We start from the raw sequence: 18,228 nt of genomic DNA on the forward strand, positions 1-18,228 counted from the left end.
TCAAACCTATCTAATAGTCAATATTGGCTAGGTTTGAGTAAGATTTTTGGAACGGTATTGCACTATGTAGTGCGCGGTGCAAACATGATAATAGCCATGCCTAGCAGTGCCACTGATGTGCCTAAGATGTCCCACGCCGTTGGTTGAATACCATCGACAGCCCATAACCATAGAATTGCAATCGTTACATACACACCACCGTAAGCCGCATAAACCCTACCAACGGCGGTTGGATGTAAAGTTAGCAGCCAAACAAAGGCGGTCAAACTAAGGGCACTAGGAACAAGCAGCCATATTGACTTACCTTCTCTTAGCCATAAATATGGCAAGTAGCAACCTACAATCTCTGCTAGTGCAGTAATGGCAAAAAGCCCAACAGTTTTTAATTCAGACAAAATTATTCCTTTGATTATTTATAATGTAGTGTCTAAACAATACGGCTGATGTCTCTACTGATGACAAGAATTATCAGCAAGGGCATTTAATATCCCACAGGATACTGCGGGTGCGCTAGATAGGCATTTTTTTCGCAAATCCATTAGATGCTGTTTTAACTGCATCAACTCTTCAATACGAACTTCTACCGCCTCAATATGCTCATCCAACAAGGCATCTACATTGCCGCAGTCTCTGTCAGGCTCATCCCAGTATTGTAGTAACACCCGTACTTCATCCAACGTCATATCAAGCGTACGACAGTGCAGGATAAACTGTAGACGCTCGATGTGCGTGTCATTATATAAACGATAGTTGCCTGCACTGCGTGAAGGCTCAGGCAACAATCCTTTCTTTTCATAGTAACGAATGGTTTCTACTGTCGCGCCTGTGCGTTTAGCGAGTTCTCCGATTTTAATCAGCATAACTGCCTCTTGAGCATTAAACATTAAAGTAACTATAAAGTTTAATGGCTAATAAATCAATGTTATGACGTTAAAGAAGAAGCACCTTGACTCTAAAGCCACTATAGGGTTCATAATAGATTTATAAAAAATGCTTATAGCAGCACAAGTTATCAGGACAACGCATTAGGAAAAATAATTATGCAATATCATATCGAAGGTATGGACTGTGCCAGCTGCGTCGGTAAAATCGAAACGGCGCTCGCTCGTATGCCTGACATCTCTGATGTACAGCTTAACTTTGCCACCGAAAAGTTAACGCTAACACTGGCTCCTGATGGAGAGACGCAATTTAGTGACATCGAAAAAACCATTAAGCGCCTCGGGTTTGGTATATCTGCCATAACGGATAAATCAACCGCAGCAAATAGTAGCCGTCAGTCCGCTACAGAGCAGCCACGTTGGTGGCAAAGCGGCAAAGGTAAGCGAGTCATTGGTCTTGGTATGTTGATGAGCGCTGCTTACGCGCTATCAGTGGTTTTTTCTGATTATGGTATGTGGGCATTTGCTGTTGCCGTCATTGTGGGCGTGTCTCCTTTTGCTCGTAAAGCCTTTGCCTTAGCGTCGACCGGCACGCCTTTTTCGATTGAGATGCTGATGTCGATTGCGGCAATTGGTGCGCTTATTATTGGTGAGCCTGCAGAGGCAGCAGCAGTGGTATTCTTATTCTCAGTCGGCGAGCTACTAGAGAGCGTGGCTGCTGATCGCGCGCGTGCTGGCATTAGGGCTTTGGCGGCACTGGTGCCAAAGACTGCGATTTTACTTGACGCACAAGGCGGGCAGCGCGATGTACCGGCATCTTCATTACAAGTCGATGATTTGGTGCTGGTACGTCCGGGCGATAAGGTATCTGCTGACGGCATTATTACTCAGGGCGCATCTAGCCTTGATGAATCGCCCATCACCGGCGAGTCTATCCCCGTTGCCAAAACAATAGGCGACAAGGTGTTTGCAGGCGCTATCAATATGGAGGGCGCGCTGCACATACGCGTAGAAAAAACAGCCGCTGACAATATCATTGCACGAATCATTGAGCTAGTGGAGCAGGCACAAGCCTCCAAAGCGCCCACTGCGCGTTTTATTGAAAAGTTTAGCCGCTACTACACGCCAGCAGTGATGGCGATTGCCGCTTTGGTTATCGTTATCCCGCCGTTAGTGATGGGCGGGGAGTGGGCAACTTGGTTATATCGCGGTTTGGCATTATTGCTCATCGCCTGTCCTTGCGCCCTCGTCCTATCCACACCGGCCGCTATCGCCTCGGGTCTGGCTGTTGGGACGCGCCGCGGCCTGCTAATCAAAGGTGGGAGCGCGTTAGAAACCATTGGTCGCGTCAATACGGTTGCTTTTGACAAGACAGGTACGTTAACGGAAGGCAAACCCCGCGTGACCGATGTTGTCACTTTTGCCCAGCAGTATATGGATGCTCAAGATGAAAATGCGATATTAGCGCTGTTTGCCAGTGTTGAGTCCGCCTCTAACCATCCGCTTGCAAAAGCCATCATCGATCACGCCAAAACGGCCAATATTGCCATACCAGTAGCGTCTAAGGCTCACGCGACTGCAGGTAAAGCTGTGCATGCGACGGTAGCTGGGCGCTCTTTAACCATCGGCTCTCCTGTATATGCCGCCGACCAAGCCTCAATAACCGCCAAACAAAATGCCCAAATCGAAGCGTTACAAAATGAAGGAAAAACGGTGTCGGTACTGTTCGATGAGCAAAGCTGTGAGGTGCTCGGGCTAATCGCGCTACGAGATGAGTTGCGGGACGATGCCAAAGAAGGCGTAGCACAGCTTCATGCAATGGGGGTTTGCTCCATGATGCTGACGGGCGACAACCGCCTTACTGCTCAAGCGCTTGCTAGTCATCTAGATATAGAGTGGCAAGCTGAGCTGTTGCCCGAAGATAAGCTGCGTTTGATAGACGAGATGAAGACTAAAGCCCAAATAGCGATGATTGGTGATGGTATCAATGATGCGCCAGCGTTAGCGACTGCCGATGTCGGTATCGCGATGGGCGGTGGTACTGATGTCGCCATTGAAACGGCTGACGTCGCTTTATTAAAAAGTCGCGTGACCGACGTCGCTCATCTGATTGCATTGTCACGTGCAACCTTATCTAATATTCATCAAAACGTGATTTTTGCGCTGGGCCTCAAAGCAGTGTTTTTAATCACCACGGTACTCGGTATCACTGGTTTATGGATCGCGGTATTGGCTGATACTGGCGCAACCGTGCTGGTTACACTTAATGCTTTACGTTTAATGCGTTTTAAAAACGTCCATTAGCAAGCGCCCTTAACACAACGAGATATTGAATACCTGTAATGCTTAGAGCGTGTCCTTACTTCAATAGATAATCATCTAAATGGGTTAAAGATGGCTAACTCTGGTCAAACGCTGTCAATTAGCTGACTAATAGCTCGATATTCTCTGCGCTGTGTTCGTTGTTTGATGACAATGTTTGATCAAAATATCTAATCACAATGTTTGGCTGCCATTCATCTCATTTTTGGTGGTGTTCTAAAAAGTATGCTGGCGATAGAAGCCAATAAAAAATCTATGCTAAGTTCTCTGATTCTATAGGGCTTTCAAGGCTTCAAAAACTGTTCAAGTTTTAATCAGCATACTTTTTGACACACCACCAAGACACGCTCTATATAAACCCCAGTTCGGAATAAGCAAAGTGCCCGTATTAACTGGGCAGTTTTGGTGGTTTTTTGGGTTTTGGCAGTGGCGTTTTGGCATCGCCTGCAGGCTTGCTATCAGGGGCGCTCATGCTTTGGTCAGCACTATTTTGGTCAGTATGATGGCGCTGGTTTTGCGCGCTACTATCAGCTGACAGATTGTTGGTTTTGCCGTATTGAATATCATTGGCGTACGGTACACTGTTTAGCTCTTCATCGACGAGGCCGTCATCTAAGTCGATGACTTTTTTTGGCGGTGCATGCGGCTGTATATGATCGCCTTTTGGTTGATTGGCGTAGTATATGTCGGTGCTGGTCTGCGCATTTTGTGCCCCTGCCTGTTTGGACTCAGGCAGTATTCTGACATCGGATAGGCGGCGTACCACATAGTTACTTGGAAGGGGTTTACCGCTTTTTTGTGCCGAGGTGTCATCAAATATCATGTGTCCTTGGCTATCGATACGCGCATATTTCATGGGCTTGTCACGTGGCCAAAAAAAGTCAGAAGGATGACTGATAATGTGACCAAACACCAATTTGGTCAAACGACCCCATTCAAAGAAACGTACTTCTTTGGAGCGTAGCGCGACAAACAGCGCCAGAGAAAAACTGACCATCAGGTTGACGATGCCAATTAGCGCCACTCCTAGGATCGACAATAAAATTACGCTCCAGCTGATTTGGTCGGCGGAGATATTAAACAATCCATGCGCTAGGTTGGCTGAGGCAAAGGCGATATGGCGGATATCAATCGGTAGCCCAAAGATAAAGCCAATGGTAGCTGTACTGCCCAAAAACACACCGAACAAAAAGTTGCCCATGATAGCGCCGAGGTTGGCCTCGACAAAACCGCCCAGCCGCTGGAGCCATGATTTGGGCAGTACGTATTGCAAGAGTCGATGACGCTGGATACGCGCCCCGACATGGTTATAAACCGCCAAATTATCATAATAGCCTGCAATCAGACCTGATAAGAATAAATAAACCCCAGCGATGGCAGCATGAGGCAGAGCCAATGAGCGAAAAGGGTCAAGGTCGTGCAGGAGGTGCTCAGCCTTGGTGGTGTCGATCATCGGTGCGCCTGTGTACTGTAGCCATGCAAACGAGATAATCAAAGCAACTGGGATAGCCAGCATGACGTTACCCATGATAGCGACAAACTGCGTGCGCAAAATATCGACCACCAGCTCTGAGAGCTTGGTCAATTGCCGTGATTTTTTGCCCGAGCCGTCCGATATCGTTGAGGCGATGGCCGCAGCAGTCATGGCCGGCTGCTTGGTGGCGACTGTACCGTGAATGACATGAATGAATACAAAACCCAAGCCATAAATCATACTATTAACAAACGCGCGTCCCATCGGCGCTAAGGCCAATTGATAGGCCAGTATCTTGATGGTAGCCATAAAGGCAATGACAAAACCGCCGATAGAGGCCTTTTTAAACATTTTTTGATAGCCAGCTTTGTCGGTACTGATATAGTGCTCACCGACGCGGCTGGCGTTTTCTGTGACTTTGCGCGATAGCAGTTTGGTATTATTGTCAATCAAATAGCCAATACTATAGCGGCGATTGGCCGTGGTAATCAGCGTCTGCACCAGCTCAATCACCGCATGATCTCGCTTTTGATGATCATCGGTCACAAGCTCGGTCAAGATGCGCATGCGCTGCAGGCTTTGATCAAGGCGCAGCATCATGTTGGTCAGACGAATAGAGATACCTGTTTTATAAATGCGCTTACGTACGGTGGCGACGATGCCTTCGCACTGCTCAAGCATGACCAGCAAGGGCGCTGGGTCTACGGCTTTTTCGGGCGTGATGTCTGTCAGCGTATCTAGCTCGTGGGCTTGGCGATACTGATTGACAAACAGCACGGCTTCTTGGTTTTGGGCGACAAAAGACGCAGAGTAGTTGAGTATCTGAGGATACGACTCCATCAGATCGGGGTGCAAGCCAATGCCGCTAATGCGGTACGATAAGATAATAATGGCGTTTAATATATTGTTTTTGGCGGTAGCGACTAGATCCAGATGCTGCTCATTGACTTTTAATAGCTCGACCAGCGCATCCCACTTGTCGCGCTCGATGTTGGCCAGCCAGCGTTCATCAGAGCGCTTATTAAATAAATAACCCACCAGTTCAACGACGGAGTCTTCTTGCGGCAATAAAGGCAAAAACCGATGCCCAATCAGCCGGCGCAGACTGTTAAAAAATCCTTGATCCGACATGATGCCTGTGTCGGTGTATAGCGCAATTTGTCGATACTCGATAATGAGCTTTAATACAAAGCTGGCCAGCCCATCTGCATACTCTGGATGCTGACGTAGGATATCGATTAGTGATTGAATGTTTTGATTGGCTAGGGCAGGCTCTCTATCACTGACGCGCAGCTCATTTATCAAGCGCTTGAGCACCACCGGATCGGGCACATCACTGAGCGCAGTAATCTGTTGCAAAATGCGTTTTAGTTCTGACACGTTGCGTCCTTTATTATGAGAGGATTTATTATAAGCGGCTTTTATTATTTAAGAGTCATCAAAGTTGCTGGGCGACCAACGAGCAGCACACCATCAGACAAGTATCCTGCGTTATTTTAATCATAACGATAGTTCGGTGGTGAATTATTTTGTTAGCAGTTATTTTTACTAAGGCGTGTCCTTAATACAATCGACAGTCACCTAAATGGACTAAAATGGCTAAATATTATCAAACGGCGTCAAACCACTCACGAATATCTTGATATCCATAGCATAGACCTATAACACAGACCAAATGGTTTGGGCAAAAAAAGGGACAGTCACCTAACTGTCCCTTTTTTATATCTTTTAATGTGCCAATCGCGACAGATTAGTTGGCAGGCACATCAAAATAATCAAGATCAAAGTTCATCATTGGGTCACTACCAGCTTTGACCATCTGTGCATGCGCATTGATACGTGGCAAGATACGGCCAACGAAATAATCAGCAAGCTTGGCTTTGTTGGTGTAGAACTCACCCTCTTTGCCATTGGCGGCCTCGACCATCAAGGCAAACATATACGAGTAGGCAAGGTAACCAAAGGCATGCATATAGTCAACCGCGCAGCCGTTGATTTCGCTCTTACGCTCGCCGATATTGCTTAGCACTGTGGTGGTCAGCTCTTCGATGGTGTCAGCTGCATCTAGGGTGGCCTGCTTGATGCCATGATCGGCCTGCATGTTGTTGACAAAATCACGAATTTCACCTAAGAAATGGGTGACATATTTGCCGTTATTTTTTGCCACTTTACGACCGAGTAGGTCAAGCGCTTGAATACCGTTGGTACCTTCATAGATCTGCGCGATACGAGTATCACGGACGATTTGCTCCATGCCCCATTCACGGATATAGCCATGACCACCAAATACTTGCTGGCAATCAACCGTGGCTTCTAGTGCTTTGTCGGTTAAGAAGGCTTTGGCAACTGGCGTCAGTAGGGCAACGCGCGCCGCCGCGGCTTGAGCGGCCTCTGGGTCAGTACTAAACTTTTCTTCGTCAAGGTTTTTGGCGACATACATGGCAAAGCAGCGTGACGCTTCGGTGTTGGCTTTGGCATTTAGCAGCATGCGGCGCACATCAGCATGATGGATGATGGCATCAGCAGGTTTTTCTGGGCTTTGGATTTGGGTGTCACTGCGACCCTGACCACGGTCATTGGCGTATAATGCTGCGTTTTGATAAGCCAGCTCAGAGCCACCAAGGCCTTGTAGACCCATGGTCACACGCTCATAGTTCATCATGATAAACATAGAAGATAAGCCGGTGTTTTCTGCGCCCACCATCCAGCCTTTGGCGTTATCAAAGTTCATCACGCAAGTCGCTGAGGCTTTGATACCCATCTTGTGCTCGATAGAGCCAACCGCCAAGGTGTTGCGCTCGCCCAAGCTACCATCTTCATTGACCAAGAATTTTGGCACGACAAACAATGAAATGCCTTTTGAGCCTTCTGGCGCATTAGGGGTTTTTGCCAATACCAAATGAATGATATTGTCAGTGAGGTCATGCTCACCACCAGTGATAAAGATTTTGGTACCAGAGATATTGTAGCTACCATCATCGTTAGGCACGGCTTTGGTTTTGATGATACCGAGGTCAGTACCTGCATGTGGCTCAGTCAAGCACATCGTACCTGACCATTCGCCGGCGTACATTTTTTCTAGATAGGTTTGTTTTTGCTCTTCAGACGCCGCCGCGTTGAGGCAAAGCGTCGCGCCAACCGTTAGGTTAGGGTAGAGGGCGAAGGATTGGTTGGCGGTAAATACCATCTCTTCGGTCAGCATGGTGACCATCTTTGGAAAACCTTGACCGCCGTACTCAGCATTACCACTCAAGCCCACCCAGCCTGATTCGGCATACTGCTTATAAGCTTCTTTAAAACCAGTAGGCGTGGTGACAACGCCATCACCCTCAAAGGTTGCGCCTTCTTCATCACCGCTACGGTTGATAGGCAACAAAACGTTTTTTGACAGTTTTGCCATTTCTTCTAAAATCATATCGACGGTTTCCGTATCGACATGAGCTAGGTTTTCGTTATTTTGCCAAAACTCAGGCGCGTTAAATACATCGTTTAAGATAAAGCGCATGTCATTAAGAGGGGCATTATAAACAGCCATAAACATTCCTTTGGTTCAAATAAATAAAAGTTGGAGTGATGAAAATAAGAAGTGCCAAACGTATGGATTGCTTTTTGAGGTCATCTGCGCGACTCATAATCAAAGCAACGGCTAAGCAAAGTTTAACAAATAAGCCTATGAGCGGGTGTGTTTCTTCGTGAATTATGCGTACACCAAAATATAATTGACCAACAAAATCGGCAACACACTTTGGTATGTTGCCGATATAGGTATAGTGTGCGGTCGTCAAAATACTACAAAAACACTATTAAAACGCAAATTGATCCACATCCATGGTCATATACGGCTCAACACCTGTGCTGATACGCTGTACATGCGTGGTGGTACGCGGCAATAATTTTGCAAAGTAGAATTGCGCGGTTTTGACTTTGGCATCATAGAAGGCTTTTTCGCCAGTACCGTCTGCCAATGCCGTCTGCGCGACCAAGGCCATACGCGCCCATAAGTAAGCTAGGGTCACATAACCGCTAAAGTATAAGTAGTCAACAGCCGCACCGCCAACTGCATCTGGGTTTTCAGTTGCTTGCATACCGATGCGTGCAGTCAAGTCGCCCCATTCTTTGACGTGCTTGGCAAGTGGGCGGATGAACTGACCCATCTCGTCATTGTCTTTGTGCTCTTGGCAGAACGTCTGGATGATGTTGACAAAGTTGGCCAGCATTTTACCTTGTGAGCCCAAAACTTTACGGCCGAGTAGGTCGAGTGCTTGGATTTCTGTGGTGCCTTCGTAGAGGCAAGCGATACGCGTGTCACGGACGTTTTGCTCCATACCCCACTCACTGATAAAGCCGTGACCGCCATAGACCTGTACGCCATGGTTAGCCGCTTCTAGACCAGTTTCGGTCAAAAACGCTTTAGCAATCGGTGTCAATAGTGACAGCATTTGGTCAGCAAACTTCAGGTCATCGCCTTCGCCTTTTGCAACAGTATCCGCAAAGTGTGAGAGGTAATAAACCAGCGCACGACCGCCTTCAGCAAAGGCTTTTTCGGTCAATAGCATGTTACGAACCGCTGGATGAACGATGATTGGGTCAGCGACTTTTTCTGGCGCTTTGGCACCTGATAGTGAGCGCATCGCTAGGCGGTCTTTGGCATAGGTTAATGAGCCTTGGAACGCATATTCTGCTGCGGTCAAGCCTTGAACTGCTGTACCGATACGAGCGACGTTCATAAAGGTAAACATGCACTGTAGACCGCGGTTTTCTGGGCCAATCAAGTAGCCTTTTGCACCATCAAAGTTCATCACGCAAGTCGCTGAGGCTTTGATACCCATTTTATGCTCAATAGAGCCACAGACGACGTTGTTGTTTTCGCCAAGGCTGTTGTCTTCATTGACCAACACTTTAGGTACGATAAACAGTGAGATGCCTTTGGTGCCAGCAGGCGCGCCTGGTAGACGGGCTAGAACGATATGAATGATGTTGTCGGTGAGGTCGTGCTCGCCTGCTGAGATGAAGATTTTTTGACCGGTGATGCTATAAGTACCGTCATCATTTGGCTCAGCTTTGGTACGGATAATACCCAAGTCAGAACCAGCATGGGCTTCTGTCAAGCACATGGTGCCTGACCATTCGCCGGTGACCATTTTTTCTAGGTAAGTTTGTTTTTGCTCATCAGTGCCATGGTGCTCGATGGTTTGAATTGCGCCATGCGATAGGCCAGGATACATAGAAAATGACCAGTTAGCCGTACCGATCATCTCATTGATGACCGTTGATAGTGAGAACGGCATGTTTTGACCACCAAATTCTTCTTCAGCTGATAGCGCTGGGAAGCCAAGCTCACAGTACTGCTTATAAGCTTCTTTAAAGCCTGTGGGTGTGGTCACAGTACCGTTGTCAAACTGGCAGCCTTCTGCATCGCCGCTTTGATTCAAAGGTGATAGCTCGTTTTCGGCAAAGCTTGCCGCCATTTCAAATAGGCTGTCCATCAACTCACGATCAGCCTCTTGAAATGCAGGCAACGTTTTGTAGTGGCTTTCACTATCGAGTAGCTCATGCATCACGAATTGAATGTCACGTAAGGGCGCTTTGTATTGCATAACTTCCTGTCCTTTTTAACATGTCAGCAGGCACAGTCTATAGATTACGATAGTCGGTAGGCTCACTACAGTAAGTTGACAAGCACAAATAAATAATAGGCTGCCATACAGATAGACTACGTGCGCGATGACATAAAATGGTATTGAAAAGAATGGTGATTGTCAGAGTCGGTTTGAGACTTAATATATTCCAACAAATTCACTATAAAAGATAGGCGTTCATCGGTGATTATACAAGTTTGGTGACAGGACTGATAAGTCATGAACCTGCCTTGCATCGGTTGTGCAATCAGCGTTAGACGCAAAAGACACAGAGTAATAACCGTATGAAAATACTGATGTTACCGATACGATAAAATCAATCATAGCCGCCGGTATTTGCTTATATTATTTGATGGTTGACTGTTTGATGAGCATGTCGGTGGCGACCTCGGCGGGCACGGGTTTTCCAAACCAATAGCCTTGACCATACTGGCAGCCCATCGCCAGCAACCGATCACGCTGCGCCTCAGTCTCGATTCCTTCGGCGACCACTTGCATATCTAACGCCGCAGCCAAGTCTAAGATGGCTTTGACAATGGCATACTGGGTGCGATCCGACTCAATGTTTGAGATAAAGCTTTTATCGACTTTGATAAAATCAAACGGGTATTCTTGTAAATAACTCAAGGATGCATAGCCGGTGCCAAAGTCGTCTAAGGCAATACAAATACCCAGATCTTTTAGCAGAGCTAGTTGTTTTTTGACATTGTCATGGCGCTGTATCAAAGATGATTCGGTGACTTCGATATGTAGCTGATGGGCCGAGATACCGTGCTCTACCAGCAGGCTACTGACCATCTCAAAAAAATCAGGGTGGCTAAATTCAGCAGCATCTGCGTTGATACAAATATGCTGATGAAGCCCTTGCTGTTGCCATTCAGATAACTGGTTGGCAATCTTGTTAGCCATCTGTGAAAACAGCTCAAACGAGAGCTTATGGGTCAAAATAGCATCGATAAAATGTTTTGGTTTTAGTAGACCGCGAGTGGGATGTTGCCAGCGTACCAACGCTTCAAAGCCGGTAATATGACCCGTCGGCAAGTCGAATTTTGGCTGATAATAGGGAATAAACTGGCCTGCGGTGGTGGCCTCTCTTAACTCAGCCTCTAACTGTAAACTGCCAGCGGTGGCTTCTTCGATCGCCGCATTGTACCAGCAGATATCGTCGCCGCCTTGCTGCTTGACATAATGCAAGGCTTTTTCAGCTTTGGTCAAAAGCCCTGTCAGCTCGGTGTCGTTTTGCGGGAAATAGCTGACACCGACGGAGATATGACAATAGATATTGGCGTCGGTTTTGGTGTCCTTATCGATCGAAAAAGGCCGCTCACACATCTGCATGAGCTTATCTAACTGATGGCGCACCATATTGGCATCATGGCATTCAAATAACAACGCAAAATCATCGCCGCCAAAGTGCGAAAAGCAGCGCAAACAGCCCAACTCTAGCGCCTTGAGACGAGCCACAAAGCTTTTGATTAAATGATTGATACCATCAGGACCCAATAGGCTTGCAAGACTACGATACCGATCGATATTGAGACGGACGATGATCACCTCTTGATAGCTGTCGAGCAGCAAATCACTGGTCTGGCTCAAAAAAACCTTACGGTTGGGCAGGCCGGTCAGCTGATCGTAATTGAGCAGATGGGTCAGCTGCTTTCGGTCTTTGGCCGCAGAAGACATATCACGAATCAGACCGATATAATAAGTCTTGGCCTCTATGGCTACCTTGCGATACGTGATATGGCACTGTAGTATCTCACCATAACGGTTGGCCATCGAAAAATCACTTTCATAAAAGCCGCTACTATCAAGTTGGTTGGTGATTTGCGTCAAAACGCCTCTTTCTTCCTCTGACAAAAAATCAGCGGCATAGACTCCAAGCGGCCGACCCAGCAAAAAAGACTCGCTATAGCCGATGATAAGCTCATAACTGGCATTGATCGACAAATAGCGTAGGTTTTCATCTAAAATGAAAATAGCATCATCGCATTGCTCACACAGTTTGGTCAGCAGTAGCTGCTTGTCGGCAATGGGGATGGGAGCAAAAGTAGTCATCATCGAAATCATCATGGCAAAGGTGGATCATTAGTCGGTTTGTCATCATAACAATGAGCGAGCCGAGTGCTTGTGTTATAAAGTCAGCGCGTCCAAAGTCGCTAAAGCAACCACAGGCGCTGTTTCGGTGCGCAGTACCCTTGCGCCAATTTGCCAAGGTGCAAAGCCTGCATCCGCCGCCCACTTGCACTCCTCATCGCTAAGACCGCCTTCAGGGCCAATGAGCAACTCAATATAAGGCGCCGCTTGTTTTAGTACTGGCAATAACGCCTCTGGCATCGCAGGTTGTCCTACTGCTGGGACGCTAAGCTGCAAGCGTAAATCGGCTGGCTGCTGCAGTGCTTGGTAGTAATGGTCTTGGCTTAGCTCGGCGACCAAAGGACTGACGGCGAGGTGTGGCGCGCTACGCGACGGCTGTGTCAGCCAATCAGTGATAGAGATAGGCACAAAGATGAGCGGCGGACGGTTGAGGCCACACTGCTCACAGGCCGCTATTGCCACTTGCTGCCAGTGCGCCAGCTTTTTCTCTACTTGCGCAGGTTTTAGATTGACCTCGCCATGATGGCTGGTGAGCAATTGAATCGCCGTCACCCCAAGCTCGGTGGACTTTTGAATGGCATAATCCATACGCTCGCCGCGGCTCATCACCAGACCAATCTGGCTGAGAATAGGCGCCGTACGCTCATCTATGCTGTGAGCCAACACCGCCACCGTGGCGTGTTTTTTACTGATGCTTTGGAGCTGTACGTGATACTCACCGCCAAAACCATCAAACAACACCCCTTCATCGCCGATATTTGCGCGTAGTACACGGCACCAGTGATGAACGATACTGTCGGTCAATTCGATGCTGGCACCAATCGCAACCGTGCTCAATGGCGGGTAAGGTGTGTCCTTAGTATTACTGCTGGCATAAAAAAAACGTCGCACAGTCGGTTCATCCTTTGGTTGAACAATAGTCTGTCTTAGTATCTTAGCAGACTATTGGTGAAGTGAGGAGGGGAGATAAAAACGCGATGACAAAAAAAGCTTGCAACAAAAAAAGCTTGCAACAAAAAAAGCTTGCAACAAAAAAAGCTTGCAACAAAAAAAGCTTGCAACAAAAAAAGCTTGCAACAAAAAAAGCTTGCAACAAAAAACTGGCGCTCCTAAGAACGCCAGTTTTTATTACTATATAAGTAGTCTAAGCGCTAAGGCCCAGTGCTTCAACCAAGCGTTTATTTGGCTCAACTTTGTTCATGCTATAAAAATGCATGGCTGGCACGCCTTCGCTCATTAAGCGCTCACATAAGCGATACACCACATCAAAACCAAACTCGCGAATAGATTTGCTGTCATCGCCAAAATCCGCCAAGCGTTTACGCACATAACGCGGAATATCAGCGCCGCAGCTATCAGCAAAGCGTACTAAATTGCTGGAGTTGGTGATCGGCATGATACCAGCGATTAATGGCTGTGCGACCGTGTCGATACCACGCCTTTCTAACGTATCACGCAAGTACAAGTAGCTATCAGCATTATAAAAAAACTGAGTAATCGCCGCGTTGGCACCTGCTTGGTACTTGTTGACTAAGTTGTCGATATCAAACTCAAAGCTACGCGCTTGCGGATGCATCTCAGGGTAGGCGGCGACCTCGATACGAAAGTGCTCGCCTGAATGCTCACGAATGAACTTGACCAAATCTAATGCAAATGGCAGCTCACCCATACCGATCTGACCTGAGGGCAAATCGCCGCGCAGCGCCACCAGACGCTTGATGCCCAGTGCTTTATAGTGATCGAGCAGGCCTGCGATTTCGACCTTATCATCACCGATACACGACATGTGCGGCGCAATATCAGTATCGCCGCGCGCACATAAGGTCTGTACGATGTTTAGCGTACGGCTACGTGTCGAGCCACCCGCACCGTAAGTCACTGAAAAATAGCTTGGTGCCAGTTTGTTTAGTTCGTCATAGGTGTTTAGGAGCTTTTGACCCCCTTGCTCAGTTTTGGCAGGGAAGAACTCAAAAGAAAAAGCAGGCTTGCTCATAATCACGCTCCTTAGTATTTATAAGCGTCAGGCTTAAACGGGCCTTCGACTGGCACACCTAGGTAGTCAGCTTGCTCTTTAGTCAGCTTAGTCAGCGTACCATTAAAGCCAGCTACCATCGCTGCTGCGACTTCTTCGTCGAGTTTTTTCGGTAGTACTTTGACGTACAAGTTGTCCGCGCGTGCATCCATTGGCAAATCAGCGAATTTTTCTTCAAACAAGTACATTTGCGCCAAGACTTGGTTGGCAAACGAGCCGTCCATCACGCGTGACGGGTGACCGGTTGCGTTACCTAGGTTCACTAAGCGACCTTCGGCAAGCAAAATCAGATAGTCGTTTTCGTCATCTGAGCGGAACACTTGATGTACTTGTGGTTTGATCTCAACCCAGCGCCAGTTGTCACGCATAAATTGCGTGTCGATTTCGGTGTCGAAGTGACCGATATTACAGACGACCGCACCAGGCTTTAATGCTGCGAGCATGTGTCTGTCACAGACATGATAGTTACCTGTCGTTGTGACGATCAAATCAGTGTCTGCTAGCAACTGCTTGTTGATGCTGTCTGCGCCGCCGGTGTTGTCGCCATCGATGTACGGAGACAATACTTCATAGCCGTCCATACAGGCCTGCATCGCACAGATAGGATCGACTTCTGAGACACGTACGATCATGCCTTCTTGGCGTAGGCTTTGGGTTGAGCCTTTGCCCACATCACCATAACCAATGACTAACGCGCGGCGACCTGCAAGGAACATATCGGTTGCGCGTTTGATGGCGTCATTTAAGCTATGACGGCAGCCGTATTTGTTGTCATTTTTTGATTTGGTCACCGCGTCGTTGACGTTGATAGCCGGTACTTTTAGCGTGCCTTTGCCTAGCATTTCGATCAAACGATGCACACCTGTGGTGGTCTCTTCTGAGATACCATGGATACTATCGAGCATCTGTGGGTATTCATTGTGAATCAACGCAGTAAGGTCGCCGCCATCATCTAAGATCAAGTTGGCATCCCAAAGCTCGCCTGATGCTTCGCCGCCGACATGTACTTGCTGACGGAGGCACCACTCGTACTCTTCTTCAGTTTCGCCCTTCCAAGCAAACACAGGAATGCCAGCCGCCGCAATCGCTGCCGCTGCGTGGTCTTGGGTCGAAAAAATATTACATGAGGTCCAGCGTACTTCTGCACCGAGCGCAACGAGTGTTTCGATAAGCACTGCGGTCTGAATGGTCATATGAATACAGCCGGCGATTTTGGCGCCTTTGAGTGGCTGCTCGTCTTGATAGCGACGACGTAGACCCATCAATGCAGGCATTTCAGCTTCGGCAAGGGTGATTTCACGGCGACCGTAATCAGCAAGGCTAATGTCGGCGACTTTATAGTCAGTGAAAGAGGGGTCGATCGTATGGGCAGATGGGGTGTTAGACACTGCGTCCATAATATGCTCCTATCAGTTAATAGATAAAAAGAATAAAAACGCAGGTGCCGTTATTTGCGCTGTTCATAACCAAAAATGGTCATAAACAGTTAACCGAGCCTAACATAATAAATGACTTGCAAAGCAATAAAGCTTAATTGCAGTAATCGATGATTATGGCGCAACACCTCTCGGAGGTCGTTATTGTAATTGATGAGGATTAATTTGTCACCTATTGGCTGCGGAAAATCGTAAGTGCTTACGTCATAAAAAAAAGGCCATCTATCGATAGCCTTGATTATTTATATATAAGTTCTAATTTTTACCAAATAAGCTTAAAACCAGTTATAGGTGAGTGAGGTGAAGAAGTTAGTACCGTCAGTATTATAACCAAGCGCTGTCACATATTCTTTATTAGTAATATTATTTAAGCGAGCACTCATTGTTAAATTGTCTGTCAACTGATAATTGCCACTAATATTAAATAGACCAAAGCTGTCTATGATCTGTGAATCAGCATTGTTTACACTGTAATAATAATGACCTATGTATTCATATTCAGCACGGATATCTAAGCTCGGTAAGTGATAACCTAAGTAGATAAGGCCTTTGTTCTCAGGGCGAATAGGAAGATAGTTACCATTGTAATCAATAGGATTACCAAGATCGTCGACTTTACCAGTGTAATCGCTATCATCTTTAGCTTTTTGATAGTCGTAACTCGCTCCAAATAAGTAGCTATCAAGAACCCAGTCTGATGTTAAGGTTAAACCTTTAATTTTAGCTTTATCAACGTTTTCACTGCTACCGCCAGCATATTTACCATCAGTATCAAATATTGAAACGAAACTAATTAAATCGTCAACTTTATTATGATAGCCGGTTAAGCGTGTGGATTGGAGCCCCGTATTGTACTCAATAAATGCCTCATAGTTATCGCTGGTTTCAGGTTTTAGGTTAGGGTTACCTGAATTTGGGTAATACAAGTCATTAAAAGTAGGGGCGCGAAAGCCTTTTGCATAATTAGCTCCTACTCGAAATTCTGGAGTAAGATGATAGGCTGCTCCTAAGTTATAAGTCGTTTCACTATCAAAGTCAGAGTAATCATCATAACGTACATTAGCTTGGGCATCGATATTGTTATGCGAGACTAAATAGCTTAGGAAGCCGCTTTTTACTTTACGATCATTAGCATCATATACATTTGATTTCAGCTCTTGATTTAAATGTTCAGCACCTATAATGGCTTTACCAATAGGCAACGTCTGAGTTCTCACTAAGCTTATTTGCTGCTGCTTAGTATCATATTGACTGCCATTATTTACATCAGTCTCATAAGTTGTTGATTCGTCGATACTATAACCATATTGAAGTTTAGTGTTGCTGCTATCGGTAAAATGTTCAAGATATGCGCTAGCAGCTCCACTTTCTTGATCTGAAAATGCATGCTTTAAAGCAGGAGCGCCCGTCATGTAATCATCATAAGAGTCAATATCGGTTGTTGATTTCGAATAAAGACCGCTAATTCCAAATCTTAAACTATCATTAATTTTTTGATTAAGAAATAAACTGTAGTTATCACTCTCAAAGCCATCATCATCAGTCTGACTTGGTAGGTCACGAGGTAAAGTAGCGTTAAACCCGTCTGTTTCGTTGTGACTGGCTGCTAGGCTCAGCGTAGTACCCTTATCATTAGCAAATTGAGCGCTCGCACCATATAAATATTGATCATGAGAGCCGATACCTGCGGTCACAGAAATATTGCTTTGTTCGATATTATTGCCTTTAGTGAACACTTGGATAACGCCGCCCATCGCATCGGCACCATAAATACTAGAGCCTGAAGCACCATACAAGACTTCAATACGATCAATCTGATCTACTGGAAGTAGATTTAATGTTGCACCGCCCGTACTCAAAGAGCTATAGCGTACGCCATCAATGAGCACTAAGACTTGCTTGCCATCATAACCGCGTATATAAAAATTTGAGGTAGTGCCTGCTCCGCCATTAGTGTAATGACTGAACCCTGGCTGACGTTTTAAAACGTCAAGTGCCGTCTGACCTTGATAACGTTGTAGCTCTTCCTTATCGATCACTCGTGTTTGCGCGACCACATTACTGGTTTTGGTAGGCGTACGCGTCGCTGTCACGACAATTTTGTCAAGCTCAACTTGTGGCATCTCGCTATCGTTAGTATTGATTACCTCAGGGGTCGCCGCCATTGCTGTGTTGACTGCAAATAAACCAAGCGCGCTTAAGATACTTAGGCGAAGATAGGTACGTGAAGATGAACGTGATAAAGACATGGTCAATTCCAAAATAATCAAATTAAAAAATATAGAAATAAGAAATAACTATTAAGACGTAAAAGGTGTCAAAAATTACAAAAAAAAATAAATAGGCA

The 18,228-nt window shown here is 46.5% G+C and carries 12 protein-coding genes; 2 read left to right on the forward strand and 10 right to left on the reverse strand.

Annotation, left to right across the window (positions count from 1 at the left end):
- Nucleotides 1–62: 62 nt before the first annotated feature.
- Both JFC05_RS10370 and cadR read right to left on the reverse strand, forming a co-directional pair.
- The gene (locus tag JFC05_RS10370; RefSeq protein ID WP_198336831.1) at nt 63–395 is read right to left on the reverse strand and encodes a YnfA family protein; all 333 of its coding nucleotides are present in this window, start codon (nt 393–395) and stop codon (nt 63–65) included.
- A gap of 54 nt (nt 396–449) precedes the next feature.
- Complete coding sequence (gene cadR, locus JFC05_RS10375) at nt 450–860, reverse strand: Cd(II)/Pb(II)-responsive transcriptional regulator (protein WP_105246652.1); 411 nt, start codon at nt 858–860, stop codon at nt 450–452.
- Between the two features lie 180 nt (nt 861–1,040).
- Here cadR and JFC05_RS10380 point away from each other — a divergent pair, with 180 nt between their 5' ends.
- On the forward strand, nt 1,041–3,185 hold the full coding sequence (locus JFC05_RS10380; RefSeq protein ID WP_198336832.1) for a heavy metal translocating P-type ATPase: 2,145 nt from the start codon (nt 1,041–1,043) through the stop codon (nt 3,183–3,185).
- A gap of 406 nt (nt 3,186–3,591) precedes the next feature.
- Here JFC05_RS10380 and JFC05_RS10385 read toward each other — a convergent pair whose 3' ends face one another.
- From JFC05_RS10385 to JFC05_RS10405, 5 genes are all read right to left on the reverse strand, one after another.
- Nucleotides 3,592–6,057: a site-specific recombinase gene (locus JFC05_RS10385; protein ID WP_198336833.1), complete on the reverse strand. Its 2,466-nt coding sequence runs from the start codon at nt 6,055–6,057 to the stop codon at nt 3,592–3,594.
- A 370-nt stretch (nt 6,058–6,427) separates the two neighbouring features.
- Entirely contained in the window at nt 6,428–8,212 is a 1,785-nt protein-coding gene (locus tag JFC05_RS10390) for an acyl-CoA dehydrogenase C-terminal domain-containing protein (RefSeq protein ID WP_198336834.1), read from the reverse strand.
- A gap of 268 nt (nt 8,213–8,480) precedes the next feature.
- Nucleotides 8,481–10,274: an acyl-CoA dehydrogenase C-terminal domain-containing protein gene (locus tag JFC05_RS10395; protein WP_100749676.1), complete on the reverse strand. Its 1,794-nt coding sequence runs from the start codon at nt 10,272–10,274 to the stop codon at nt 8,481–8,483.
- 387 nt (nt 10,275–10,661) lie between these two features.
- A complete protein-coding gene (locus tag JFC05_RS10400; RefSeq protein WP_227697524.1) occupies nt 10,662–12,377 on the reverse strand; it encodes a putative bifunctional diguanylate cyclase/phosphodiesterase in 1,716 nt (571 codons plus the stop codon).
- A 72-nt stretch (nt 12,378–12,449) separates the two neighbouring features.
- The gene (locus JFC05_RS10405) at nt 12,450–13,304 is read right to left on the reverse strand and encodes a 16S rRNA (uracil(1498)-N(3))-methyltransferase (protein WP_198336835.1); all 855 of its coding nucleotides are present in this window, start codon (nt 13,302–13,304) and stop codon (nt 12,450–12,452) included.
- Nucleotides 13,305–13,390: 86 nt separating this feature from the next.
- Between JFC05_RS10405 and JFC05_RS10410 the strand changes: the two genes are divergently transcribed.
- Entirely contained in the window at nt 13,391–13,552 is a 162-nt protein-coding gene (locus JFC05_RS10410; protein ID WP_198336836.1) for a hypothetical protein, read from the forward strand.
- A 5-nt stretch (nt 13,553–13,557) separates the two neighbouring features.
- Here the strand turns inward: JFC05_RS10410 and JFC05_RS10415 are convergent, their stop codons facing one another.
- The 3 genes from JFC05_RS10415 to JFC05_RS10425 all read right to left on the reverse strand — a co-directional run bounded on the left by JFC05_RS10415 (nt 13,558) and on the right by JFC05_RS10425 (nt 18,130).
- The gene (locus JFC05_RS10415; RefSeq protein ID WP_198336837.1) at nt 13,558–14,406 is read right to left on the reverse strand and encodes a methylenetetrahydrofolate reductase; all 849 of its coding nucleotides are present in this window, start codon (nt 14,404–14,406) and stop codon (nt 13,558–13,560) included.
- 11 nt (nt 14,407–14,417) lie between these two features.
- Entirely contained in the window at nt 14,418–15,842 is a 1,425-nt protein-coding gene (gene ahcY / locus JFC05_RS10420; protein ID WP_198336838.1) for an adenosylhomocysteinase, read from the reverse strand.
- A 314-nt stretch (nt 15,843–16,156) separates the two neighbouring features.
- Nucleotides 16,157–18,130 carry a TonB-dependent receptor domain-containing protein gene (locus tag JFC05_RS10425; RefSeq protein WP_198336839.1) on the reverse strand — a complete coding sequence of 658 codons (1,974 nt, stop codon included), beginning with the start codon at nt 18,128–18,130 and terminating at the stop codon, nt 16,157–16,159.
- Between the last annotated feature and the right edge of the window lie 98 nt (nt 18,131–18,228).

Origin of the sequence: Psychrobacter celer (genome assembly GCF_016107555.1) — a bacterium.
Lineage (GTDB): Bacteria > Pseudomonadota > Gammaproteobacteria > Pseudomonadales > Moraxellaceae > Psychrobacter > Psychrobacter celer.